Annotated in this window: 21 protein-coding genes and 4 pseudogenes; 18 read left to right on the forward strand and 7 right to left on the reverse strand. The window is 52.6% G+C overall.

The features are described from left to right. The first annotated feature begins 2 nt into the window (after nt 1-2). The 8 genes and pseudogenes from cueR (at nt 3) to UM181_04425 (ending at nt 8,511) form a co-directional block, all read left to right on the forward strand. The gene (cueR, locus tag UM181_04390; protein ID WQC63851.1) at nt 3-392 is read left to right on the forward strand and encodes a Cu(I)-responsive transcriptional regulator; all 390 of its coding nucleotides are present in this window, start codon (nt 3-5) and stop codon (nt 390-392) included. Between the two features lie 124 nt (nt 393-516). Then, complete coding sequence (locus UM181_04395; protein WQC63852.1) at nt 517-918, forward strand: transposase; 402 nt, start codon at nt 517-519, stop codon at nt 916-918. Continuing rightward, nucleotides 915-1,268 carry an IS66 family insertion sequence element accessory protein TnpB gene (tnpB, locus tag UM181_04400; protein WQC63853.1) on the forward strand — a complete coding sequence of 118 codons (354 nt, stop codon included), beginning with the start codon at nt 915-917 and terminating at the stop codon, nt 1,266-1,268. Before UM181_04395 ends, tnpB begins: the two co-directional genes overlap by 4 nt. Nucleotides 1,269-1,322: 54 nt before the next feature. Then, nucleotides 1,323-2,942: pseudogene (locus tag UM181_04405) on the forward strand (IS66 family transposase). Next, nucleotides 2,911-3,486, forward strand: coding sequence for a plasmid pRiA4b ORF-3 family protein (locus tag UM181_04410; protein WQC63854.1), 576 nt, complete (start codon nt 2,911-2,913; stop codon nt 3,484-3,486). The pseudogene UM181_04405 and the gene UM181_04410 overlap by 32 nt, the downstream one beginning before the upstream one ends. Before the next feature lie 259 nt (nt 3,487-3,745). Next, nucleotides 3,746-4,927: an IS256 family transposase gene (locus tag UM181_04415; protein WQC63855.1), complete on the forward strand. Its 1,182-nt coding sequence runs from the start codon at nt 3,746-3,748 to the stop codon at nt 4,925-4,927. 435 nt (nt 4,928-5,362) lie between these two features. Continuing rightward, nucleotides 5,363-6,859: a multicopper oxidase domain-containing protein gene (locus UM181_04420; protein ID WQC63856.1), complete on the forward strand. Its 1,497-nt coding sequence runs from the start codon at nt 5,363-5,365 to the stop codon at nt 6,857-6,859. A 242-nt stretch (nt 6,860-7,101) separates the two neighbouring features. Then, nucleotides 7,102-8,511: a fused MFS/spermidine synthase gene (locus UM181_04425; GenBank protein WQC63857.1), complete on the forward strand. Its 1,410-nt coding sequence runs from the start codon at nt 7,102-7,104 to the stop codon at nt 8,509-8,511. Between the two features lie 75 nt (nt 8,512-8,586). Here UM181_04425 and UM181_04430 read toward each other — a convergent pair whose 3' ends face one another. Continuing rightward, nucleotides 8,587-10,650 (reverse strand): protein-disulfide reductase DsbD family protein, encoded by a 2,064-nt coding sequence (locus UM181_04430; GenBank protein WQC63858.1) that lies wholly within the window; start codon nt 10,648-10,650, stop codon nt 8,587-8,589. Nucleotides 10,651-10,804: 154 nt separating this feature from the next. Here UM181_04430 and UM181_04435 point away from each other — a divergent pair, with 154 nt between their 5' ends. After that, on the forward strand, nt 10,805-11,083 hold the full coding sequence (locus UM181_04435) for a multicopper oxidase domain-containing protein (GenBank protein ID WQC63859.1): 279 nt from the start codon (nt 10,805-10,807) through the stop codon (nt 11,081-11,083). A gap of 4 nt (nt 11,084-11,087) precedes the next feature. Here the strand turns inward: UM181_04435 and UM181_04440 are convergent, their stop codons facing one another. The 4 genes from UM181_04440 to UM181_04455 are packed head-to-tail and all read right to left on the reverse strand — an operon-like array spanning nt 11,088 to nt 13,330. Then, nucleotides 11,088-11,936 carry an IS3 family transposase gene (locus tag UM181_04440; protein ID WQC64697.1) on the reverse strand — a complete coding sequence of 283 codons (849 nt, stop codon included), beginning with the start codon at nt 11,934-11,936 and terminating at the stop codon, nt 11,088-11,090. Beyond that, nucleotides 11,933-12,220 (reverse strand): transposase, encoded by a 288-nt coding sequence (locus UM181_04445; protein WQC63860.1) that lies wholly within the window; start codon nt 12,218-12,220, stop codon nt 11,933-11,935. Before UM181_04445 ends, UM181_04440 begins: the two co-directional genes overlap by 4 nt. 39 nt (nt 12,221-12,259) lie before the next feature. Further along, nucleotides 12,260-12,736, reverse strand: coding sequence for a rhodanese-like domain-containing protein (locus tag UM181_04450; protein ID WQC63861.1), 477 nt, complete (start codon nt 12,734-12,736; stop codon nt 12,260-12,262). A gap of 15 nt (nt 12,737-12,751) precedes the next feature. Further along, nucleotides 12,752-13,330 (reverse strand): calcium-binding protein, encoded by a 579-nt coding sequence (locus tag UM181_04455; protein ID WQC63862.1) that lies wholly within the window; start codon nt 13,328-13,330, stop codon nt 12,752-12,754. A 202-nt stretch (nt 13,331-13,532) separates the two neighbouring features. Between UM181_04455 and UM181_04460 the strand changes: the two genes are divergently transcribed. Genes UM181_04460 through ccmI form a run of 4 tightly spaced genes read left to right on the forward strand, consistent with a single transcriptional unit; the run spans nt 13,533 to nt 17,729 of the window. Beyond that, nucleotides 13,533-15,545 (forward strand): heme lyase CcmF/NrfE family subunit, encoded by a 2,013-nt coding sequence (locus UM181_04460; protein ID WQC63863.1) that lies wholly within the window; start codon nt 13,533-13,535, stop codon nt 15,543-15,545. Between the two features lie 2 nt (nt 15,546-15,547). Further along, nucleotides 15,548-16,114 carry a DsbE family thiol:disulfide interchange protein gene (locus UM181_04465; protein WQC63864.1) on the forward strand — a complete coding sequence of 189 codons (567 nt, stop codon included), beginning with the start codon at nt 15,548-15,550 and terminating at the stop codon, nt 16,112-16,114. Then, nucleotides 16,111-16,581 (forward strand): cytochrome c-type biogenesis protein, encoded by a 471-nt coding sequence (locus UM181_04470; GenBank protein ID WQC63865.1) that lies wholly within the window; start codon nt 16,111-16,113, stop codon nt 16,579-16,581. Before UM181_04465 ends, UM181_04470 begins: the two co-directional genes overlap by 4 nt. After that, on the forward strand, nt 16,578-17,729 hold the full coding sequence (gene ccmI / locus UM181_04475; protein WQC63866.1) for a c-type cytochrome biogenesis protein CcmI: 1,152 nt from the start codon (nt 16,578-16,580) through the stop codon (nt 17,727-17,729). Before UM181_04470 ends, ccmI begins: the two co-directional genes overlap by 4 nt. Nucleotides 17,730-17,952: 223 nt before the next feature. Here the strand turns inward: ccmI and UM181_04480 are convergent. Next, nucleotides 17,953-19,085, reverse strand: a pseudogene (locus tag UM181_04480) (IS3 family transposase). Between the two features lie 54 nt (nt 19,086-19,139). On the opposite strand from UM181_04480, the gene UM181_04485 reads away from it, so the two are divergent. From UM181_04485 to UM181_04500, 4 genes and pseudogenes are all read left to right on the forward strand, one after another. Next, entirely contained in the window at nt 19,140-19,676 is a 537-nt protein-coding gene (locus UM181_04485; protein WQC63867.1) for a GDP-mannose 4,6-dehydratase, read from the forward strand. A gap of 6 nt (nt 19,677-19,682) precedes the next feature. Then, nucleotides 19,683-20,294 carry a UTP--glucose-1-phosphate uridylyltransferase gene (locus tag UM181_04490; protein ID WQC63868.1) on the forward strand — a complete coding sequence of 204 codons (612 nt, stop codon included), beginning with the start codon at nt 19,683-19,685 and terminating at the stop codon, nt 20,292-20,294. Further along, a pseudogene (locus tag UM181_04495) lies at nt 20,266-20,379 on the forward strand (hypothetical protein). Before UM181_04490 ends, UM181_04495 begins: the two are co-directional and overlap by 29 nt. 57 nt (nt 20,380-20,436) lie before the next feature. Further along, nucleotides 20,437-20,934: pseudogene (locus UM181_04500) on the forward strand (N-acetylneuraminate synthase family protein). Nucleotides 20,935-20,955: 21 nt separating this feature from the next. Here the strand turns inward: UM181_04500 and UM181_04505 are convergent. Then, entirely contained in the window at nt 20,956-21,234 is a 279-nt protein-coding gene (locus UM181_04505) for a tyrosine-type recombinase/integrase (GenBank protein WQC64698.1), read from the reverse strand. Nucleotides 21,235-21,804: 570 nt separating this feature from the next. Between UM181_04505 and UM181_04510 the strand changes: the two genes are divergently transcribed. Next, nucleotides 21,805-23,343 carry a tyrosine-type recombinase/integrase gene (locus UM181_04510; GenBank protein ID WQC63869.1) on the forward strand — a complete coding sequence of 513 codons (1,539 nt, stop codon included), beginning with the start codon at nt 21,805-21,807 and terminating at the stop codon, nt 23,341-23,343. Nucleotides 23,344-23,457 lie beyond the last annotated feature (114 nt).

A 23,457-nucleotide genomic window follows, 5' to 3' on the forward strand; every position in this document is an offset into this window, starting at 1 on the left:
CAATGAATATCGGAGAAGTTTCTGAACGCTCGGGATTGCCGCCAAAGACGATCCGTTACTATGAAGACATTAATCTCGTCCGCCCGCTGCGCAGTGACAATGGGTACCGCAGTTTCCGTGAAAGCGACATTCACAAGCTCGCGTTCTTGGGACGCGCGCGGGCTTTGGGGTTTTCAATCGAAGACTGTCGTACCTTGCTGAGCTTGTACGAAGATGAGACCCGCGAGAGTGCTCAGGTAAAGGCAGTGGCCAAAGAACATTTGACTGAGATCGACAACAAAATTGCACAGCTCAAATCTATGCGCGAGACCCTGTCTCATCTCATTGAGGCCTGCCAAGGCGACCATCGCCCTGACTGTCCGATCCTGAAGGATCTGTCGCGGGGCATCTGACCTCATGGCCAAATAGATATCGATTTTTCTGGTTTCTTCGTAAGCGGTGCGCCGTGCCCACCTTCCTGACGTCATCCTGATCTGCGAGTCCGTTTCCAAGAGTAGATTTGGAAAGGAGACGGCGTTGGTAGGACATATAGAGCACCATATGGAGGACATTGGCCGTATGGAGGTCATGGTTGGGCCTTCGGGCAAGCGGAACTGGTCTGATGCGTTCAAGGGCCGGGTTGTTGCGGAGACGCTAGTGCCCGGTGTGACGGTCAACGAGGTGGCGCGGCGACATGATTTGCGGCCCATTCATCTGTCTTCGTGGCGGCGGTTGGCGAAGGACGGGAAGTTGGTTGTGCCGGATTTGACGGGAGCCGATTTTGCGCCGGTGGTTCTGGAGCCCGAGGCACCACCATCTGCGACTGCGCCGGAAAGTGCCGTTGAGATTGTGCAGGGTTCGATCATCATCCGCTTGGATGCGGGAACCCCGCCTGACCGGATTGCCGAGATTGCCCATGCGCTGTCCGCACGCGCATGATGTTCCCCTCGAACCGGGTGCGGATCGTGGTGGCGACCAAGCCGGTAGACTTCCGCAAAGGCCATGACGGGCTGGCGGCGCTGGTCAAGACCGAGTTGCGCAAAGAGCCGTTCACCGGGACCGTATTTGTGTTCCGCGCGAAGCGGGCGGACCGGCTGAAGCTGCTCTACTGGGATGGCACCGGGCTGGTGATGGCCTACAAGCGGCTGGAGGAAACGACCTTCACGTGGCCAGCAATCAAAGACGGTCTGATGGCTCTGAACCATGCCCAGTTTGAGGCACTGTTCTCGGGATTGGACTGGCGGAAAGTGAAGGCTTTGGCAGCACGTCCGCCGACTGCGGCAGAGTGAATCAGGCAGACTTTTACACGGGTGATTGGTGGCATCTTTTGATAGGTACCCGCCATGATGATGGGTTCAAATCTTCCAGATGATATTGATACACTGAAGGCCATGATCCTGCCTCCTCAGGCTGAGATTGCTCAGCGGGATGCGTTGGTTGCGGATCGGGACGCTGTTATTGAACGCAAGGAAGATTGCATCCAGCGGCTGGAGAAGTTGGTCGCTGACTTCAAACGCGCCTTGTTCGGCGCGCGCTCCGAGAAAGCCAGTCCTGAGCAATTTGAGCTGGCGCTGGAAGACATCGAAACGGCAATGGCGGCGGTTCATGCCGAAGACGAAGCCCTTGATCCGCCTGCGCCGCCCACGGCAAAGCCGCGTAAGACCAATCGTGGGTCGCTCCCCAAACATCTGCCACGCATCGAAGAGGTGATTGCGCCCGACAGCACAATCTGCGGCTGCGGCAGCGAGCGCCATGTGATTGGTGAGGATAAAACTGAACGGCTGGACATCATTCCCGCCCAGTTCCGTGTGATCGTGACCCGACGCCCGAAGTATGCCTGCCGATCCTGCACAGACGGGATCGTTTAGGCACCCGCACCTGCGCGCCTCATCCCCGGCGGTATGCCGACAGAGGCCACCGTGGCACATGTGCTGGTCAGCAAATACGCAGATCATCTGCCGCTGTATCGTCAGGCTCAAATTTACAGCCGCCAGGGCGTCGATCTGGACCGTTCGACCCTCGCAGGGTGGGTTGGCAAGGCGGCCTATGAGTTGCGGCCGGTATTTGATGCGCTGATGGCTGACCTGAAGCAATCCACCAAGCTCTTCATGGACGAGACCCGCGCCCCAGTGCTCGATCCTGGAAAACGCAAAACCAAAACCGGCTACTTCTGGGCGCTGGCCCGCGATGATCGATCATGGGGCGGCACAGCACCGCCGGGCGTGGCCTTCACCTATGCGCCGGGAAGATCGGGGCAATATGCGGATGATATTTTGAGGGGCTTCTCAGGCATCCTGCAAGTGGATGGCTATGCAGGCTACAATCGCCTGCTCAAACGCACGAGCGGCAGTGTCGCATTGGCATATTGTTGGGCGCACGCACGTCGCAAACTGCACGAGGTCGCACAATCCGGTACAGCCTCTATCGCAGAAGAGGGGCTAAAACAGATTGCCGCCCTCTACCGCATCGAAAAGGATATCCGGGGTCTGACCGCCGAAGCTCGACTGGCCGCACGGCAAGACCGTTCGGCCCCTTTGATCGCCGATTTTGAAACATGGCTGACTGACAACCGCGCTCGTGTCTCATCCAAAGCACCCTTGGGCGAAGCGCTCAAGTACATCGCCAAATACTGGGATGGCCTTTGCATGTTCCTCGCCGATGGCCGCATCGAGATGGACTCCAATGCCGTCGAGCGGACCATCCGCCCCATCACCTTGAACCGCAAAAACGCGCTCTTTGCCGGTCACGATGCTGGCGCTGCAAACTGGGGCATCATCGCCTCCCTGATCGAGACCTGCAAACTCAATGCAGTCGATCCGCACGCCTATCTGGCTGACACACTCTCAGCCATTGTGAACGGCCACAAACAATCTGATATCGACGCGCTGCTGCCATGGAATTACAACAGGGCATGCCGGAAGGGGAGCGCACATGAGCATCATCGAATTGAAGGTCACGCTTGAGTATATCGAGCCTGCCGTCACCCGTATCCTGCAAGTGCCCGCTGACATCCGCCTGGACCGCCTGCACCTGACGCTGCAGGCCGCCATGGGCTGGACCAATTCCCATCTTTACATGTTCGAGGCAGAGGGCACGACCTGGGGGCTGCCCGACCCGGACTTTGGCGGCGATGACCTGCCTGCAAACAAAACCACATTGGCCGGGGTTCTCGAAGACACCGGCGCGCGCACCATCCGCTACATCTATGACTTCGGCGATAGCTGGGAACATATGCTGCAGATCAGCAAGATCACCGATCCAATCCCCGGTGACCTCTATCCCCGTCTGACAGACATCTCGGGCCGATGCCCGCCAGAAGACGTCGGCGGCTTCCCCGGATATGAAGAGTTCGTTGAGGCCATGGCCGACCCCAAGCACCCAGAACACGCAAGCCTCAAAGAATGGTATGGTGGCGCGTTCGACCCAAGCACTCCGCCAGCAGACGAACTGCGCTTCGAAGTGCTCAGGCTGGCAAAACGTTGGAAAGCGAAAAAGCCAGTAAACTGATCAACGTGGGGGCAACGCACCGCTTTCGTTTCTTCGAACCCTCCAGCACCCGATAGTTGTTCTTCCTCTATCAACAGAAAGAGGAGGAAATAATGTCGGCCAAGGCACGCTATGACAGCCGGTGGTACTGTAACCTGATGTCTGGAAATTTGTCTGAGGTTTGCGCTTTGATGCGTTTTACTGGGGGGCATGCCCCCCAGTAAAACGCGGCGCCATCGTGCTATCCCATGGAGTTGGAAAACATTCATGGAGGAAGCGAATGGACCTACGAGACGATACGACGATTCACGCGATCATGGAATATCTGATCGCTAACGGAGCTATAGGCATGGCGCGGGTTTTCGGCCAGCTTTTTGAGCTGGCGATGCAAGTTGAACGAGAACAGCACCTGAAGGCAGCACACTATGAGCGGACACCGGAGAGGCTGGGATACGCCAATGGCTACAAACCCAAGCAGATCGACACCCCTGCCGGAACCGTCACCATTCAGGTGCCCAAGACGGCGGGCCATGGGGACGATCCGTTTTACCCCCAGTCCCTTGAACGCGGGCAACGATCTTCGCGCGCGGTCATGCTGGCAGTGGCCGAGATGTACATCAAAGGCGTCTCCACGCGCCAGGCCGAGGACGTGATGCGCGAGTTCGGGATCGAGAGCCTCTCTTCGACGCAAGTGAGCCGGGCTACCAAGCTGCTGGATGAAGAACTGGCCGCGTGGCGCAACCGCCCCCTCGACCAGATGAAGTACCTCATTCTGGATGCGCGCTACGAAAAGGCCCGCCATGACGGCGTTGTACGCGATGTAGCAGTGCTTTCGGCCATCGGAGTGGGGCTGGATGAGCGCAGACACGTTCTGGGCCTCTCCGTGGCACTCTCCGAGGCCGAGGTGCATTGGCGCGCATTCCTGGAAAGCCTGCAAGCCCGCGGTATGCGTGGCGCGACCTTCATTGTCTCCGATGACCATGCCGGGCTGAAAGCGGCACGGCGCGCTATACTGGGGGCGGCAACCTGGCAACGCTGCCAATTCCATCTGGCCCAGAACGCCGTACAGCACGGCCCCAACAACGACATCAGAAAACGCATCGGAAAACAGCTCAGATCTGTCTGGAACGCGTCATCGCTTCAAGCCGCCGAGGCGGAACTGACCGCTCTCGTGGCCAGCTATCGCGACAAGCATCCAGACTTCGCCGACTGGTTGGAAAGCAATGTGCCCGAGGGGCTCGCAGTCTTCACTTTGCCCGACGCCCACCAAAAACGCATGCGCACATCGAACGGCATCGAGCGGCCAATCCAGCAGGAACTCAAGCGGCGCACCTCAAAGGTCAGGGTCTTTCCAAACCTCGACTCGCTGGAGCGCCTTTCAACCGCAGTGCTCGTCGAAATCGACGAAAAATGGGAGACCGAAACCAAGGCATATATCAAATGGGAGCAGCACGATGACTGAAACACTCTCGGCAATTTCCAGACGTCAGGTTGCGTAATCGGCGGTTGTCGGACTGCTCCCTGTTTGACCATATTCCTTGCGGGGCATCATTGCTGCCATTGGGAAACAAAGTCCGCACAATCAGTCTAAGTGTTTGATTGCTAGACCTTGTCATGCCCCTGAGAAACAAACGGGTGATGTTCGGGACGGCCATCTTGATGATCTCGAAGTCGTGAGAATAACTAGTTTGACCTTCCACTGACAGGAAGTCTTACGGATGTGGAAAGTGCTTGGGGTGCTAGCCGAATCCTAGGGTCAGTTAACGAAATCGTTGCCATGCTTCGAAAGATGGCGGCGGACATTCTGTAAACTTGATCTGACCGATAGCGGTAAGCTCAGGCAAGCCGAAAACCTCTACACCAACAATGTCCTTCGCTTAATCAGGAACAACCTATCATGCTCTCCCGTCGTTCATTCCTCGAAACGTCTTCGTCAGCTTTGTTAACATCAGTCAGTCTCGGTTCGGGAATGGCGCAAGCTCAGACCATTCAACCGCATCAATTAAGAGTTGGGATGCGCACGCTTGATGTGAGCGGCAGGGCCGCGACGGTTTTTGGGATCACCAACGCACAAGGCAAGCAGGGACTGGATATTTTCCAGTCGGATGGCTTTAATGTTCAGGTCACCAATGATCTGACCAAGCCAACCGTGATCCATTGGCATGGATTGACACCACCTTTTGCGTCAGACGGAAGCAATGTCTCCCAAGCTGTCATTCAGGGCAGTGGATCGCACGACTACCAGTTTGATCTGGAGCGGGCCGGTACGAACTGGATGCATTCGCACCACGGATTACAAGAGGCCAATCTGATGGCTGCACCCTTGATCGTGCGCGCCGATAATGAACGCGACATCGACCGACAAGACGTGACTATACTGTTGCAGGATTTCAGCTTCACCCCGCCTGAGGAAATTTTTGCGGGATTGCGTGGTGGCACGATCGCCCCGGTTGGCTCTGGTATGGCGGCAATGGACATGGGCATGGTGCGTGGCGGGAATGCCAGTATGCCAACCATGGATCATAGCCAAATGAACATGACCCAACCTATGGCAGGCATGGATCACGGCCAGATTGATATGGGCGAGATGGACCTCAACGATGTCACGTTTGACGCATATCTCGCAAACGATCGCGATCTAACTGACCCCGAAGTGGTGCAGGTCGATCGTGGAGCCAAAGTTCGCCTCAGGATCATCAACGCGGCGTCTTCGACCAATTTTTGGGTCGATCTAGGCACTTTGAATGCGAGCCTCATGGCCGTTGATGGCATGAACGTGAAGCCCGTCTTCGGGCGGCGGTTTGAACTAGCAATGGCCCAGCGACTCGACATCGATATTCAGGTGCCACAGTCTGGTGGCGCTTTCCCGATACTCGCACAGCGTGAAGGTGACCGAACCCGCACTGGCATAATCTTGGCAACGCAAGGTGCTGAAATTACGCGACTGCAAAATGAAGCGGAAACAATTGTTGCTCCCATCCTCCTTGATCTGGAACGGCAACTTTCGGCATTGAACCCCCTAGCAGAACGCCCAGTTGAACGTAGATTTGCGGTCGATCTGACAGGTGACATGACGTCTTATGTTTGGGGTATCAATGGTGCCGCCTTTGGCGATCATACACCCTTGGACATGGGATTCGGCGAACGTGTGGAAATTGTCCTTCGCAACCAAACAATGATGTCCCATCCAATGCATCTGCACGGCCATCATTTTCAGGTGGTAGGACTGGGGCAAAGTCGATTGCGCGGCGCTATGCGTGATACAGTCATTGTTCCACCAATGGAGAGTGTGACGATCCAATTTGATGCGGACAATGCTGGTGAGTGGCCGCTACACTGTCACAATGCGTATCACCTCGAAGCCGGTATGATGACGACGGTAAGGGTCGGCTAGAAGAGATTTCCGGCAGGTAGCAATTTCTTCGGCTGCTTCAGAATAGCTGTCCATCGCGGTATACGTCCAAAGTGCGCGGCAAGATGTCTCAAGCGTGCGGGTTATCTTGGTCGATACCTCAATTACCGTTACGTAAAATCTTTCAGCCAGCACAATGGCAAAACACGTGCGGGTTTGAGGGTAATTGCGACGTGTGTGATGACATTGTATCAGGCCACGTAATTGAAACTGGGGGGCCTGTCATGCGGTTTTGGGAGACGGTCGGCCTTATTCTGGTGCTGTCCGCGGTTGGACTGACCTATGAAATTGCAGCCGGCCGCGTTTTGGCCCCGTTTTTCGGGACGTCACTGGTGACATGGACCACCGTCATTGCGACAGTTCTGGCAGGGTTTTCACTGGGTAGCGCGCTCGGCGGGTTGATTGCAGAACGCGAACAGGACGTTGCCGCAAGGATCGTCAGAAGGTCACTGATCGCAACCGCGCTCTTGATGGCGTTTTCACCCATCGTCCTTTCGGTCTTGTATGGATTGGGTGCGCGCAACACGGGTGGGATGATCCTGTCGGTTATTGTGGCGTTCTTTCCTGCGTCAGTGCTTGTCAGCTTTCCTTCCCCTTATTTGGCCAAGCTGGCCGTCGAGGCGCGGCCCGGCCGAGAAGGGTCATCGCTCGGTGTTGTGCTGGCGGCCGGTTCATTGGGTGCCATCGCAGGGGCGGTTCTGGCAGGGTTTGTCGCATTACCCTTTCTGGGATCAGCACTGACCTTTGCAGGGTGCGGGGCGATTGCTTTGCTGTGCGTGCCCTTTGTACGCGGTGGACGGCAGAGTTTGATCGGGGTGATCGCACCTGCTGGATTGATCATCGCATTAGGCCTTACGAATGGGCCGGTCTGTCGATATGAATCAGGCTTATCCTGCATCGACGTCGGTCAGCGCAACGGTGAAGTTCGCCTATTTTCAGACCGCATTACGCAAGCGGCTGAGCGGATCAATTCTAACGGTGCTCGATCGCAAGAGGGCGCATTGGTTCTGCGTTATACGCAAATGCTATGGGCGCGCATGTCGCTTGATCTGCCTACAGATGCAAACGTACTCTTTGTGGGTGGCGGCGGGTATACGTTGCCAAGTCAGTTGTTGAGTATGCGCCCACTAGCACGAGCCGTAGCGGTCGAGATAGACCCGCTTATAACTGCAGTGGCGAAAGAAAACCTCCCTTGGGCCGGCTCTGTAATCCGAAATAACAGACGGCTCGAGATCGTTCATGCGGATGGGCGAAGGTTTATCAATGAAACAGAACGCCAGTTTGATGCGGTTGTTATGGATGCGTTTTCATCCGGATCTGTCCCCGCCCATCTGGTGACGCTGGAGACCTATCAGCGACTGCGCGAGATTGTCGCCGGACCAGTCTATGTGAACCTAATCGACAAGCCAGACGGACGGCTGGCCCGAGGAACTTTTGCCATCCTTTCGCAGCTTTATCCGCACGTATCCGCAGTCATGGGACCCGTTAGTGCGCGCGGCTACGCCAATACTATCCTGATAGCGTCTCCTGTACCGCTTCCGCCACTTGACGGAATGCCGAGTGAGTACATGGATACAACAATCACACCAAGCCGCCCATTTACAGACAATCGTGGCTGGATCGGGCATCGCTAGGTTTAACGAACACGCCTTCTGTCGCACCTCCGACAACTTTTACCGCATCATCATGTATTAGAAGAGAGCATGTGCTCAGCGCAAAGCAGCCTCGTCCAGGACTGCCATCACGGCGGCCGTTGATAACACCTCTGATAGAATGATCCCATCAGGCGCATTTGGCCCATACACAATATTGAACGGAATCCCAAAACGGTCATGAGACTCCAGATATCGCGAAATGGCGGGGTCGGAACGTGTCCAATCAGCTTGCATAGCGATGACATCGTTACCTTGAAGCCGGTCAAAAATAGGTGCGCGATCTAGGACCAATGCCTTGTTTGCCTTACAGGTCAGACACCAGTCTGCGGTAACATCGACGAAAACCGTCTTGCCTTGGGACACAAGGCGGGGGATCTCGCCACGGTCGAAGACGACCCAATCCTGATCAACCTGTTTCGCCTCTGGTGGCGAGGTCACGCTACCGGTCATGGCAAGACCGAAAATCGCGATGACGGTGAGTGAGACAACTCGGGTCAAGCTACCAATCTTTGGAATAGCTGCAATCGCCACGAAAAGGGTCGCCAAGCCAAGCAAAAATGCTGCGGCCTGCACCCCCGCTACGCCGCTTAGGACCCACAATAACCAAGCCGCCGTTGCCGCTAGAAGCAAGCCCAGAACCCATTTGATAACAACCATCCAGCGTCCAGGCTTTGGCATCAGTCTGATCAAGCCGGGCTTCCATGCAAAAAGGAGATAAGGCAGGGCGAGCCCAAGACCCAACGCCGTAAACACTACAATCACATCAACTGGCTGCCCTGTCAGGGCAAAGGCAACAGCTGTGCCAAGGAAGGGTGCAGAGCACGGTGTGGCCAATACGGCTGCGAAAGCACCTGTGGCAAAGTCCCCGCCATATCCTTCGCGCCCGCTAGATCGCGCTAGCCGCGTTTGCAATCCGGATGGCAATGAGATCTCGAATACGCCGAACAGATTTGCCGCAAAAACTGCGAGCACCAAAAACATGATCGTCAGGAATACAGGACTTTGAAACTGCACACCCCAGCCCACGGTGACCCCAACGGATTGCAGTGCCAGAATTGTAGCTGAGAGGACCCACATGAAGGCCAAGACGCCAAGAGCTGACATCAGGAAGCCGTAGCGGACTTGTTGCGCAGGTTTGTCAGCTTGGTTCAGCACTGACGTCAGCTTGATGGAAAGAACAGGCAGCACGCAGGGCATGACGTTTAGTATCAATCCACCCAGCAGCGCAAACATGGCGATTGTCATGATCTGAGACAGGTCGGGCCGACCCTCTGTCAGTGTGAAAGGTGCCTGCGGTACATCTTGCGACCAAGCTGGGTTTGCCGTGACAGAACGTGAGCCATCTGTCAGCGTTACCTGTACCAGTGGAACAACAGCATCGCGGGCGTAAAGGGGCAGCTTTGCCCATACTTCCGTTCCAGAACTATTGGTTCTGATATCAGGCTTACCAAAGGTGAAGCTAGGACCCATTTCAGGAAAAACATCCGGCGCAACAAAGCGGTTCTCGGAACTGGCAGTCACATAAAGCGCATCATCGGTGATGACTGCTGTTTCGACAACGATGTCGCTTGCAGCAGGGTCCAAGGGAACCTTGCGCGCGTACTCAGTAATCAGATCACCCGCATTCAGGTCGATCCCGACTCCAGCGGGCAGTGAAAGGCTTAAGGTGAAATCATGTGGAACACAGATTTCGGAGCATGTCAGCAAGGTTACGCTCGCGTTTAACAGCGCCGGCTCACCGGCTTCTTGCAAATGAATCTGAACAGGCAGGACAACCCGGTCGTGATAGCCGAAATTTTCGATGCCAAACGCGGTGAACCTCTCGGGGGCAGGCCATAGAATTTCTGCACTGGCAAGGTTCTGCGACCCATCCCAAGAAATTTGTGGTGGCAAACCAACCTCGCCCGGTGAGCGCCAGTATGCTTTCCAACCTTCCTCAAGTTTGAGGTCCAATCCAAGGGAAAGCGTCGTCGCATTGGGAGGAACCGCATTCTCCACCGAAATCAACCGCGCGGTTATAGCAGGGTTGGTGTAGGGTTCCGAGACCTCAGCCACTACCATGGATGCCCAGAGGATACTCAGAACCGTGAATAAGAAATTTCGGCTGGCAGACAGCATTGATGTGCTCGCTCAGGTGATGTGATCAGTCCCAGTGATATACCTGTCGTCCTTCAATGAAGAGTTCAGAAATGTATCAAAATGTCTGACTGATGCGGCCTTTCGGCAGGGCTCTATCTATGCTTTTTAGGTGCTGATCGAACCCAAAAGGTAGATGATGAACATCAATCGACGGCAGTTGCTTATTGGATTAAGTGCGGCAGCGCTGCCCCAGCCAATACTGGCGGCAGAAAGCAGCGTTATCTTACGTCCTACAAGAGTGGGGTTGTCGGTCAACGGGCGCATGATCGAGATGCTGGGTTTCAACAACTCTGTCCCTGGTCCAGAAATCAGGCTGCCTCAAAACGACACCCTATCGGCCCGCCTTGAGAACACGCTTGAGGAGGGGACCATGATCCATTGGCACGGTATCAGGCTTCCCAATACTGTCTAGCCCCCTATATTCGTCCATTGATTTTTGGTTTCTCTAATAAGGTTTCTGGTACGGGTGGTTTCATGTTTAGGGCATGGTGAGGTCTGATCTGATTGTATTGCCTGAGCCAAACATTGATAACGACTTGGGCTTGTTTGGTGGTGTGGAACCATTCAGCGTTGAGGACTTCTTTTCGCAAGGTGCCGTTAAAGCGTTCGTTGTATCCATTTTCCCAAGGGCTGCCTGGATAGATTTGCATCGGTTTGATCCCAACCTTCTTCAGCCAGTCCTGCAGATGCGTGGCAATAAACTCGGGACCGTTGTCAGAGCGAATAAACGCTGGCTTGCCATGTTTCATCAGCAGCGGGTGCAATGCATCCAAAACATCATGCGCATTCATTTTGGATCGCACTGCCACGCAGAGCGCCTCACGGGTGTATTCATCCAGAACCGTCAGCATTTTATAGCTGCGCCCATTGCTAAGCTTATCGTGCACAAAGTCGATCGCCCAAATATGGTTGGGGTGTGTGGGCCGCAACCTGATGATGGAGCTGTCTTTATGATAAAGCCGTTTGCGCTTCTTGTGCCGGCGCGGCAGCTGCAAACCTTCTTCACCCCAGAGGCGCTCGATCCTCTTGTGGTTAACACGCCAGTCTTCCATGCGCAGCAGGGCTGTGACTTTCCTATAACCATACCACCCATATTGCTTGGCCAGCCGGATCATCGACAAGCGTAGTTCGTTGTCATCTACTGGTTTGGCTTGATAGCGCAGAGTTGAGCGGGCTACATTCAGAACAGCGCAAGCACGCCGCTCAGAAATATCCAGCTTTTGACGCGTATGAATAACAGCCTGACGAAGCTGAGCCCGCGTCAGGCCCGCGGCTTTAGATGATCAAGGCTCTCCTTCAGGATCAATTTGTCTAACTGCAAGTCAGCGACGATCTTCTTCAAGCGCTCGTTTTCTTTCTTGAGCGATTTCATCTCAGAAACCTGCGAACGAGAAAGGCCTCCAAACTTCTTAGGCCAGTAATAATAACTCTTATCTGAAATCCCAGCTTTGCGACACGCATTCACAACGTCCAAACCATCGTGCAAATGAACATCAATCTCGCGCAATAACTTCAACACATCTTCATCAGAATAACGCTTTCGAGCCATGTTTCCTTACTCCCTTTGCCAAAATATACTGGCACAGTTCTAGGGGGCTAAGACAAGGCCATCTGGCAACGTCGCCAGTGCCGTCTCCATATCAACAACAGGAAGACCGGCGGCGATCCAGCCGGGTCCCAATGATGATCCGAGCATACCTTCAGATACATCAATAAAACCGCTGTATCCGGCTTGGCGCAGGCTGCGCATCACGCTGCCAGACCGACCGCCAGTCGCGCAGGTCAGGGCGACAGGTCGCCCATCTGCAAGGTCTCGCGCTGCAAAAAGGCGCTCTGGGAACCGGTCCTCATGTAGACTGATCGCCCATGCACCTTCTGCCAAACCAGTCTCGTCCCATTCCGCGCGCGAACGCACATCAATTAAACGGATTTGGTCGGTTTTCAGCGCCTCAAATACTTGACCTACTGACCAAATGTCAGATGTTTGCGCTGATCCGAATGATGGCATGACAGCGGTTGCAACCAACGTCGTCATTACCTTACGGCGGGTGAGAAAGTGCGCCATTACGGGCCTCCTGATTTAATTGTCATCCCCAAGATGGTCTGCGGCACCGTCATCGGACATGTTACCCATGGCACCAATCCGCGTCCCCGCCGCTTGCATCTCTTCTTGCGTGACTGCACCATCTGCATCCGCATCAAGATGCTGGAAGCGATCCACCATCCGGTCACGTACCGCGTTGGTGTGCAGTGCTTCAAATTCCTCGAGCGTCAAGGCGCCATCAGAGTCTGCATCAAACTCCTGCATCTTGACCGCCATATGCGGTGCCATATTTTTAGGATCACCGTCAGGCATCATCATGCCCATGATATCGCGGTCCATCATAGCCATCCGGTTGGCACCATTCATCATACCCATCTGGCCGCTACTGCCCATCATGTTCTCATGCATCTGCATCATCATGCGCATCATATTGCCGTTCATCATTCCCATTTGTGACGCGTCGCCACCCATGCCCATACCGCTACCGTTATCCATTTCTGACATCATATCCGTATCTGCATCTAAGGTGTCTCCAGGATCTTCATCAGCAAAAACTATCTGCGACATTCCGGCTGAAACCAACGCAGCGAGTACCAAAACACGTTTAATCGACATCTTCTTTCCTTTCCATTTGTACAACAAATATCGGGATCGTCTGCATCAGGGTAAAGGTCTGACGCATCGGTGTTTTGTAATGTTATGTTGCGGATTTTGGTTACAAATGGTGACAAACGCACCCCTAACAGCCTTTAGCATCACTTGATAAATTCCAGGTATCTCGCATTCGCGCAAACACCTAGACAGGGGTAAGCTTCACATGACACCAGAGATCGGTCACTTCGCACTGGCGCTCGCGCTTGCCATGGCGATTGTTCAAAGTGTACTGCCTATTCTAGGTGCTGCCCGCGGCAATATTCTATGGATGCAATCCGCAAAGTGGTCATCACTAGGACAGGTTTTTTTTGCATCCATCGCGTTCTTTGCTCTGCTACAGGCTTTCGTCTTGAGCGACTTTACGGTCAAAAACGTCGTTGAAAACTCGCATTCGCTCAAACCCATGTTGTTCAAAATTGCTGGAACGTGGGGCAGTCACGAAGGTTCGCTGTTGCTGTGGGTGCTGATCTTGACAGTATTTGGTGCCGCTGTTTCTGTTTTCGGCTCTAACATCCCAGATAGTCTAAAGGCCCGGACCCTGTCGGTGCAAGCATGGATCAGCGTTGGTTTCATCACCTTCATGTTGTTCACATCGAACCCGTTTGACCGTGTCTTCCCGCCCCCGATAGACGGGCAAGACCTTAACCCATTGCTGCAAGACGTCGGCTTGGCGATGCATCCGCCACTGCTTTATTTTGGGTATGTCGGCTTCTCCATCGTGTTTTCCTTCGCCGTCGCGGCCTTAATAGAAGGTCGGGTAGATGCGGCTTGGGCAAGATGGGTCCGCCCTTGGACGCTCGCGGCTTGGCTCAGCCTTACCGCTGGCATCGCGCTAGGGTCCTGGTGGGCCTACTATGAACTTGGTTGGGGCGGATGGTGGTTCTGGGACCCGGTTGAGAATGTCAGCTTCATGCCTTGGTTGATGGGCACGGCGCTTTTGCATTCTGCCATCGTCACAGAAAAGCGGGACGCCTTCAAAAGCTGGACGATCCTGCTGGCGATCCTGACATTTTCGCTCTCGCTACTTGGTACATTTATTGTTCGGTCAGGTCTGCTGACTTCTGTTCATGCTTTTGCAGTCGATCCTGAACGTGGCTTATACATTCTGGGTCTTCTGGCGGTGTCGATCGGTGGCTCTTTAGCACTTTTTGCGTGGCGTGCACCCGTCATGGAACCAGGTGGCATCTTCAAACCGATCAGCCGAGAGGCAGGTTTGCTCGTCAACAACCTGATCCTTGCGGCAGCGACAGGCATCGTCCTGTTTGGAACACTTTATCCGCTGTTTTATGAAGCGTTGACGGGCGGCCAAAAGCTGTCTGTCGGGCCGCCATTTTTCAATGCAGCCTTCATACCGATTATGCTGCCGTTGGTTTTCGTCATGGGCATCGGGCCGTTCCTGTCTTGGAAACGTGCAGACCTACCGGGTGTACTTCAAAGGCTGCGGATTGTCGCGGTTCTGACAGTTCTGGCGACACTCGCGGTCTGGTACATCGTGCGCGGCGGTCCGGTGCTTGGCTATTTATCCATCCTTCTCGCCATTTGGCTTTTCATGGCGACCCTCAAAGAGTGGACAGTGCGGATTAAACTGTTTGAGGTGCCGTTCACAGAGTCACGCAGGCGTGCGGCTAACCTTCCCAGATCCGTCTATGGCATGACCCTCGCACATGCCGGACTTGCTGTCGCTATGTTTGGTTTCATCGGCTCAAGCGTTTGGAAGACCGAGGAGATTGTCTTTGTTCAGCCGGGCAGCCAGATCGAAATTGCAGGATTTGATGTCACATTCGAGGGCCTTGAACGGGTTCGTGGACCAAACTATGTCGCCGATCGCGGCAAACTAACCGTTAGACAAGACGGGGTTTTTGTAACAGAGCTCTTTCCGGAAAGCCGCTACTACCCAGTGGCGGAGAGCAACACGACTGAAAGCGCTATTCGCTCGACGATGGCTGGTGACCTTTACGCTTCTATCGCCAGACCAGCATCAGAAGAAGCCGGGGCAGGGGGCGCGTTGACACTGCGCATTCTTTACGAGCCTTTGGTCAATTTCATCTGGATTGGATCAGCCATGCTTGTTTTGGGCGGTGGGCTATCTCTCTCGGACCGGCGGTTGCGCGTTGGTGCGCCGCGTCGCGGTGCGGCCAAGAAGATATCAGATTCGGCGCAGGTTCCGGCGGAATAAGGATGACACGTGCTCTTGCCCTTATTCCGCTACTGATCGCGGTTGTCTTTGGAGGGTTCTTCTTGTGGGGTCTCGATCCAGACCGGGATCCGAATGATATCCCCTCAGTCTTGATTTCCCAACAGGCGCCAGAGTTCACGCTCATGGACGTCGAGGGATTAGCGACACCAAGCTTTGCGCGGACCGATCTTGTTGGCAATCCGGGCCCTGTGATCGTGAATGTCTTTGCCTCTTGGTGTGTGCCATGCCGTGCCGAACATGCGGTCCTGACCCGGCTTGTCGAAAGCGAGGGGCAGCGTCTTTTCGGGATCAATTACAAAGACAAGCCCGAGGATGCAACGCGCTGGCTGGCCGAACTCGGCAACCCTTACGAAAAGATCGGGGCTGACAGCACAGGCAGAGCCGGGATCGAGTGGGGCATTTCCGGTGTCCCTGAGACATTTATCGTCGGAGCGGATGGCACCGTTCTCTACCGATATGTTGGTCCTGTGGTCGGTGATGATGCCGTCGGAAAGTTTAGAGAAGCACTGGTTCAAGCCGGTGCCTTGGAAAGAAGGGTAGGTGGATGAGACACCTTGCTGTTGTGTTGTTTCTGGTCTTGCCCGCAACCCTTTTTGCGGTCGAGCCGGATGAGATATTGCAAGATCCAGTGCTAGAGCAACGCGCGCGGGAGATATCGAAAGAACTGCGCTGCGTCGTCTGCCAGAACCAGGACATTGATAGCTCAAACGCCGGTGTCGCCCGTGACCTGCGCATCCTAGTCAGAGAGCGTCTGATTGCGGGAGATAGTGATGTCGAAGTAGTCGACTACGTCCATGCGCGATATGGTGACTATGTTTTGATGCGCCCTCCGTTCAATGTCTCAACGGCAGCACTGTGGCTCGCACCCTTCATACTTGCTTTGGCCTCTCTTCTGATTGGATGGGTGGTGCTGTCAGCCAGCCGAAGACGGAAGACGGTGACAGGCCTGTCTGCTGCTGAAGAAGCAGAAGTAGCGCAGTTCATCGAGCAGAACAAAGTGAGTGAAAAAACATGATCTGGCTGTTCTTCCTACTTCTTTCCCTGTTCGCGCTGACGCTGATGGCGATGCCACTGCGCGGGAGGTTTCAAATCGCCGCCATTCCCGAAGATACCACACCAGCGGTGCTTTTGGATCAGTTGGAAGAGGTGAAGCGCGATCTGGATCGCGGTGTTATCTCAGAAGCGGAGGCAAAAGCTGCCGAGCAAGAGATCAAGCGGCGCATTTTGATGCAGTCACGCAAGGCGGAAACACGCAGAATTGCGACGAACACCGGCGGCCGCATCGTTTTGATCCTTGGCGCTGTCTTCGTGCCATTGTTTGCGGGAGGCTATTACATGACGATGGGATCACCCGAGATCGATAGCCTAGCCTTTGCTGACCGTACCGCCGAACGGGAAGAGGCCGCCCAAATCGCCGATTTATCGTCCCAGCTCTACGAGAGGCTTGTGAGTGATCCAGATGGTGGGCCAAGCGAAGGTTGGATGCTTTTGGGGCAAACCTACATTCGCATGGGCCGGTTTGAAGATGCGGCTGAAGCGTTCAAGGTTGTTTCTGAGCGCCCTGAAGCGGACTCAGCCGTTTTTTCCATGTTGGCGGAGGCACTGATCTACGCAGAGCAAGGCGTGGTCACACCACCAGCCGAAGCTGCAATTGATCGCGCAATAGCAATGAACCCTGGCAACCCGGCTAGCGTCTATTACAAGGCTGTCGCACTGTCGCAAAAGGGCGAGTCATTGCGCGGCTATGACCTGCTGATAGAACGCCTGGATGCGGCGGATGGCTTTTATCCTTGGATGGAAAGCCTTGTGGCAGAGGCAAACCGCATAGGTGACGGGATTGGGAAGACACCACTTTCATTGGCAGACTTTGCGCCAACGGTGAATGCACCGGGCCCCACAGCGGATGACATTGCGAACGCGCAAGACATGTCAGATGATGACAGGCAGGCGTTTATTCTTTCGATGGTTGCGCGTTTGGCTGACCGCCTTGAAAACGAGCCTGATGATCTTGATGGATGGATGCGTTTGGGGAATGCCTATTCTGTTCTTGGAGAGGCAGAGGCTGCAATTACGGCGTATGAACGGGCACAAGAGCTTGCGGCTGACCTAGGGCCACCTATATTGCAGGAAATTGCAGATGCGCTCAAGCGATTGAGGCAGTGACCGTTGTTAAATCGTAAGCAGGGATTAATTAACGACACCTCCCAGCAACTAGAAAATCTGTGCAACTATTTAACATAAACTTCATTATGCGACTTTATACTTAGCGTTGCGATAGTATATTATTGTATGTATGCTGAACTCCTATCACGGAGGCTCCACAGCATGCGCCATTTACTCAAGAAGCTCCTCCCCTCGGTCGCAGTCGCTTTGACTGTCTAGCCCCCTATATTCGTCCATTGATTTTTGGTTTCTCTAATAGGGTTTCTGGGGCGGGTGGGCGCATGTTTAATGCGTGATGAGGTCTGATCTGGTTGTATTGCCTGAGCCAAAGATTGATAGCGACCTGGGCTTGTCGTGTGGTGTGGAACCATTCTGCGTTGAGGACTTCTTTTCGCAAGGTGCCGTTAAAGCGTTCGTTATACCCATTTTCCCATGGCGAGCCCGGATAGATTTGCATTGGTTTGATACCGATCCTCTTCAGCCATTCCTGTAGATGCGTGGCAATGAACTCGGGTCCGTTGTCAGAGCGAATAAACTCTGGCTTACCATGTTTAATCAGCAGCGGGTGCAGTGTCTCCAAAACGTCGTTCGCATTCATTTTGGGTCGCACTGCCACGCAGAGCGCTTCACGGGTATATTCATCTAGAACCGTGAATATTTTATAGCTGTGCCCATTGCTAAGCTTATCGTGCACAAAGTCGATCGCCCAAATATGGTTGGGGTGTGTGGGCCGCAACCTGATGATGGAGCTGTCTTTATGATAAAGCCGTTTGCGCTTCTTGTGCCGGCGCGGCAGCTGCAAACCTTCTTCACCCCAGAGGCGCTCGATCCTCTTGTGGTTAACACGCCAGCCTTCCATGCGCAGCAGGGCTGTGACTTTCCTATAACCATACCACCCATATTGCTTGGCCAGCCGGATCATCGCCAAGCGTAGTTCGTTGTCATCTACTGGTTTGGCTTGATAGCGCAGAGTTGAGCGGGCTACATTCAGAACAGCGCAAGCACGCCGCTCAGAAATATCCAGCTTTTGACGCGTATGAATAACAGCCTGACGAAGCTGAGCCCGCGTCAGGCCCGCGGCTTTAGATGATCAAGGCTCTCCTTCAGGATCAATTTGTCTAACTGCAAGTCAGCGACGATCTTCTTCAAGCGCTCGTTTTCTTTCTTGAGCGATTTCATCTCAGAAACCTGCGAACGAGAAAGGCCTCCAAACTTCTTACGCCAGTAATAATAACTCTTATCTGAAATCCCAGCTTTGCGACACGCATTCACAACGTCCAAACCATCGTGCAAATGAACATCAATCTCGCGCAATAACTTCAACACATCTTCATCAGAATGACGCTTTCGAGCCATGTTTCCTTACTCCCTTTGCCAAAATATACTGGCACAGTTCTAGGGGGCTAAGACATGGCTCATAGTTACTCTCATATTTATAGATTACCTATTACGATGTTTCGGTTTTTTACCGTGTACGGACCATGGGGACGACCAGATATGGCATTATTCAAATTTACAAAAGCAATGTTAGAAAATAGAGAAATCGACGTTTACAATAAAGAACAAATGCGACGTGACTTCACTTATATCGATGACCTTGTTACTGGAATAGAATTATTAATAAGCGCTAATCCAAATTATGTTGTAGATACAGATCATTTAGTCAGCCGTAATGATAGTAAGTCTCCAGTGGCGCCTTTTAGAGTTGTAAATATTGGTAATTCCTCCTCGGAAAAATTGATGGACTACATAAAGGCATTAGAAAAAGCTCTAGGTGTCAAGGCCAAGAAAAATTACATGCCCATGCAGCCGGGTGATGTTGTCGCAACATGGGCAGATACACAACTTCTTGAAACATTAACCGGATATCGACCGGCCACAGATATTCACACTGGCGTAAAGCGCTTCGTGGATTGGTATCGGGATTTCTATAAATTCAATGTTTAAAATTTAATGAGTGTGGTACGAAAAGCGGTCTTTCCTGTTGCTGGTTTTGGCAATCGCTTTGTGCCAGCGACTAAGGTGATGCCGAAGGAGCTGCTGCCAATTGTTGATAAACCTTTGATCCAATATGCCGCGGAAGAGGCGATTGCCGCGGGTATCGATACCCTGATTTTTGTGACGGGCCGAAATAAGCGCGCGATCGAAGATCACTTTGATGCAAATAATGAATTGGAAACCATGCTGCGGGCCAAGGGAAAAGATGCGCAGGCCGATATGGTGCGTAATATCATTCCAGAAGGAGTGGGGTGTATATTTGTGCGTCAGGCTGAACAGCTAGGTCTGGGCCACGCGGTTTTATGTGCGGAACGTGCTGTTGGCGGTGATCCTTTTGCAGTGATACTCGCCGATGATTTTCTGACGGATTACGAACCCGGCGTCACTGCGGATCTGGCGCAAGCTTTTGCAAGCACTGGCAAATCACAACTTTCGGTGATGCAGGTTGATGGGACAGATATCTCAAAATACGGCGTTGTTGTGCCGAATGGGTCGGATGAGGGTATTGCGGGTTTGGTTGAAAAACCCGATGCGGATGATGCACCCTCAAATCTGGCCTCTAGATGAAGATGTCAAACTCGTTAGCGAGGGACATTCAGTCTACGTTCCATTGGGTGCTTTACATCGCATGGAAAACCCAGAAAAACTGCCAATGATACTTATTGAAGTTCAGATTGGAACGTATTTTGGAGAAGACGATATCCACAGATATCCAGCGCCGGCAGACAATTATAATCTTCACACCATTAAAGATATGAAAAGCCGTTTTGGAGTAAATGTTGGACTTTCAGATCATACACTGGATAACACTACGGCGATCGCGGCTGTTGCCCTGGGAGCAGTTATGATTGAAAAACATGTGACGCTAGACAAAAATGGGGGTGGGCCTGATGATAGCTTTTCTTTGGAAGAGGACGGTTTGCGGGAATTGTGTACGTCAACGAAAACGGCCTGGCAATCACTTGGGAAAGTAAATTATGAACGTACCGAAGCTGAAAAAGGAAATGTAAAATTCAGGCGCTCACTGTATTACGTCCGAACACTGAAAGAGGGTGACATTATTACTGAAAATGACATAAGAAGTGTCAGACCTGGTTTCGGCCTTCCCCCAAAATATTATGATAAATTAATTGGATCCAAAGTGACAATGTCAGTTGAGGAAAATTCACCTGTGACCTTGGCAAGCGTCAATATTGAATTGGATTAGTCGTTACAAATAAATGATATTTTACTTCCAAATATTGTGCTGCGAAAGCCGCAAATACCTCGAGACTGTACTTGCATCAGACCACCCACCGGCGCGCATGATGGCGGCGAGGTCGTAGCCCCTAATCAGTAAATCCTGCGCGGCGCCCACCCGCAGTGAGTGCCCCGAGACCTCCAAGTCGCTCGGCCGCGCGCACCTTTTTACTTTCACGACGCCGCGCTTGATGATGTCGTTGACGTTTCTATCGCAGATGGCGCGGTCCTCGCACCTCCCGTGATTAATTGCGCAGAAAAAGCATATTACACTCTGTAATCATGCAGTTTCCAAAAACTTATCCACAAGTTCGCTAATCAAACACTGTGTTTGCAACAGTACTGTTTGGTCATTTGTAAATAAATGCCATGTTAACATGCAGTGTTTGACTGCACCCCAATAGCGCGAGTAGCGGTTCTTTGGATTAAATTTTCAATCGAAATGGCGGGCAAATATTTGCTGGAAAACAGCATATTTATTTGCGTTCCGATTTTAGCAGGGGCATGATTATTGTGTTCAACACGGTGGTCACATAGTCCGCATTTCGTAGTTTAGCGCACTTTTAAACACACCAATTTATTTTCTTAATAAATAATTGTAATTAAGTGATTAATTTATAAATGATTTCATCATAATCCGCGTGTCGGGGGTTCAAGTCCCTCCTCCGCTACCAAAAATCCATTATTATCAGTGACTTAAGATTTAGGTTGATGCATTCTGCGCGCAGCACACCTCTAGCACAGTTTTTTCTCGCTTTCTGAGAATTATGAGTGCAGAATCACAGTGTTAAACACGGTGATTGTATTGCCTAAACTGAACCCAAATACGCCCACGCTTATGGATGGTGAGGTTCGTCTTTTTAAACGTAAACACAGCTCAGTCTGGCAAGTTGTATTTATGATGGACGGACGACAAGTCCGTGTGAGCACTAAGAAGCGTATTTTGAAAGATGCTAAAGACGCGGCGCGCGAGATTTACTTAGACTATCGCTTTCGCCAAAAAAATGGCTTGCCGGTTATCTCTAAACGGTTTGCTGATGTTGCTGCACTGTGTAGAGCAACCATGAAAGAGCAGCTAGAGAATGGTGTAGGCAAGAAGAGCTTTCGTGATTACATCATCGTAATTGATAAGTATCTGGTTCCTTTCTTTGGAGATCTCTTTGTCACCAGTATTGATTACGAGATGTTGCAAAAGTTTGCGCGCTGGCGTGAAGAGAAGATGGGTCGAGAGCCAAGAGCGTCTACATTGAATACCCATAACTCTGCACTCAATCGGATCTTTGATGAAGCCGTGGCACGTGGATACATGAATAAGTCTCAGATCCCTGTATTGGTGAATAAGGGACGGGATAGCGTTCGTCGGCCTGATTTCACCAGAGAAGAATATGCGACGCTCATTCGCAAGCTACCAAGTTGGATTGACGCAGGACGAGAGGGCAAGTCACGCGACATGCACCATTTGCTGCGTGACTACATTCTCATTCTGGCAAACACGGGCATGCGGCATGGAACAGAAGCAGAGAACCTGCGCTGGAAACATATCAGCCTATTTGAAGACAAGGGCCTCAAATACCTTGAGATGAGCGTCAGTGGCAAAACAGGCCGTCGTGACATTATCTGTCGTGCAGGAACCATAAACTATCTCAAGCGCATTCAAAGCAGATGCCCTGATATTGCACATTTGAGTTTTGAGCAGCTGATTAAGTCAAAACGAGATGAACCTGTCTTCCGACTGCCTGATGGTACCGCCAGTGCGAACCTGCGTCAGACGTTTAGGATCCTCATGAGGGATACTGGATTACTCACTTGTCCAAGAACAGGGCAGGATCGCACGCTATATAGCTTACGCCATACCTATGCTACATTCTCGCTTCTTAACGACGGTATGGATGTACACACGCTTGCTGTACAAATGGGCACGTCTATTTTGATGATAGAGCGCCATTACAGTCATCTCACGCCCCGCCTGAAGAAAGAAATGCTTACAGGCAAGCGCTATGACACGCCATATGATGAATACAAAGCAGAGCGGGTACAGGGCTTCTCCATATCAGATGAGGATCTACACAGTCCCGTAGGTGATGTCATTGAGGAAAGCCTCCCCGATGAACTTGAAGAACAACTTGAGGAAGACACAAAGGGTTCAGAGCGAACACTTTCAGCAGACAACCAATCAAGCGATAAAAACACCGAAGCGAGCCTAAAGGCATTGGATATGCTTGAGAAAGGGCTGCTCACAGAGCGGGCGGCATTGGCTGTTATTGGAACACATGAAGAAAGCTATACAGTTGCACCTAACGTTCGCATCAAAGCCCTTGAGCTCGTTGAGCAGGATAAACTGTCAGAACGAGGGCTTATTGCTATTCTGGGCGTTTAAGCATTTTGTGAAGGGACCAACGCTTACAGCAGCTCCACCGCAGTCCATAATTATAGAGAGTTTTTTCGAGATATCTTGTTGTCGTAAGTATATCCGAATGACGAATGGATTACG

It is taken from the genome of Alphaproteobacteria bacterium US3C007, assembly GCA_034423775.1.
In the GTDB taxonomy this organism is placed as follows: domain Bacteria; phylum Pseudomonadota; class Alphaproteobacteria; order Rhodobacterales; family Rhodobacteraceae; genus Thalassovivens; species Thalassovivens spotae.

Excerpts from the sequence above, each read along its gene's own strand:
- cueR (WQC63851.1), top strand. The coding sequence starts at position 3 with ATGAATATCGGAGAAGTTTCTGAACGCTCGGGATTGCCGCCAAAGACG.
- tnpB (WQC63853.1), top strand. The coding sequence starts at position 915 with ATGATGTTCCCCTCGAACCGGGTGCGGATCGTGGTGGCGACCAAGCCG.
- UM181_04410 (WQC63854.1), top strand. The coding sequence starts at position 2,911 with ATGAGCATCATCGAATTGAAGGTCACGCTTGAGTATATCGAGCCTGCC.
- UM181_04415 (WQC63855.1), top strand. The coding sequence starts at position 3,746 with ATGGACCTACGAGACGATACGACGATTCACGCGATCATGGAATATCTG.
- UM181_04420 (WQC63856.1), top strand. The coding sequence starts at position 5,363 with ATGCTCTCCCGTCGTTCATTCCTCGAAACGTCTTCGTCAGCTTTGTTA.
- UM181_04425 (WQC63857.1), top strand. The coding sequence starts at position 7,102 with ATGCGGTTTTGGGAGACGGTCGGCCTTATTCTGGTGCTGTCCGCGGTT.
- UM181_04430 (WQC63858.1), bottom strand. The coding sequence starts at position 10,650 with ATGCTGTCTGCCAGCCGAAATTTCTTATTCACGGTTCTGAGTATCCTC.
- UM181_04435 (WQC63859.1), top strand. The coding sequence starts at position 10,805 with ATGATGAACATCAATCGACGGCAGTTGCTTATTGGATTAAGTGCGGCA.
- UM181_04445 (WQC63860.1), bottom strand. The coding sequence starts at position 12,220 with ATGGCTCGAAAGCGTTATTCTGATGAAGATGTGTTGAAGTTATTGCGC.
- UM181_04450 (WQC63861.1), bottom strand. The coding sequence starts at position 12,736 with ATGGCGCACTTTCTCACCCGCCGTAAGGTAATGACGACGTTGGTTGCA.
- UM181_04455 (WQC63862.1), bottom strand. The coding sequence starts at position 13,330 with ATGTCGATTAAACGTGTTTTGGTACTCGCTGCGTTGGTTTCAGCCGGA.
- UM181_04460 (WQC63863.1), top strand. The coding sequence starts at position 13,533 with ATGACACCAGAGATCGGTCACTTCGCACTGGCGCTCGCGCTTGCCATG.
- UM181_04465 (WQC63864.1), top strand. The coding sequence starts at position 15,548 with ATGACACGTGCTCTTGCCCTTATTCCGCTACTGATCGCGGTTGTCTTT.
- UM181_04470 (WQC63865.1), top strand. The coding sequence starts at position 16,111 with ATGAGACACCTTGCTGTTGTGTTGTTTCTGGTCTTGCCCGCAACCCTT.
- ccmI (WQC63866.1), top strand. The coding sequence starts at position 16,578 with ATGATCTGGCTGTTCTTCCTACTTCTTTCCCTGTTCGCGCTGACGCTG.
- UM181_04485 (WQC63867.1), top strand. The coding sequence starts at position 19,140 with ATGGCTCATAGTTACTCTCATATTTATAGATTACCTATTACGATGTTT.
- UM181_04490 (WQC63868.1), top strand. The coding sequence starts at position 19,683 with ATGAGTGTGGTACGAAAAGCGGTCTTTCCTGTTGCTGGTTTTGGCAAT.
- UM181_04510 (WQC63869.1), top strand. The coding sequence starts at position 21,805 with ATGGATGGTGAGGTTCGTCTTTTTAAACGTAAACACAGCTCAGTCTGG.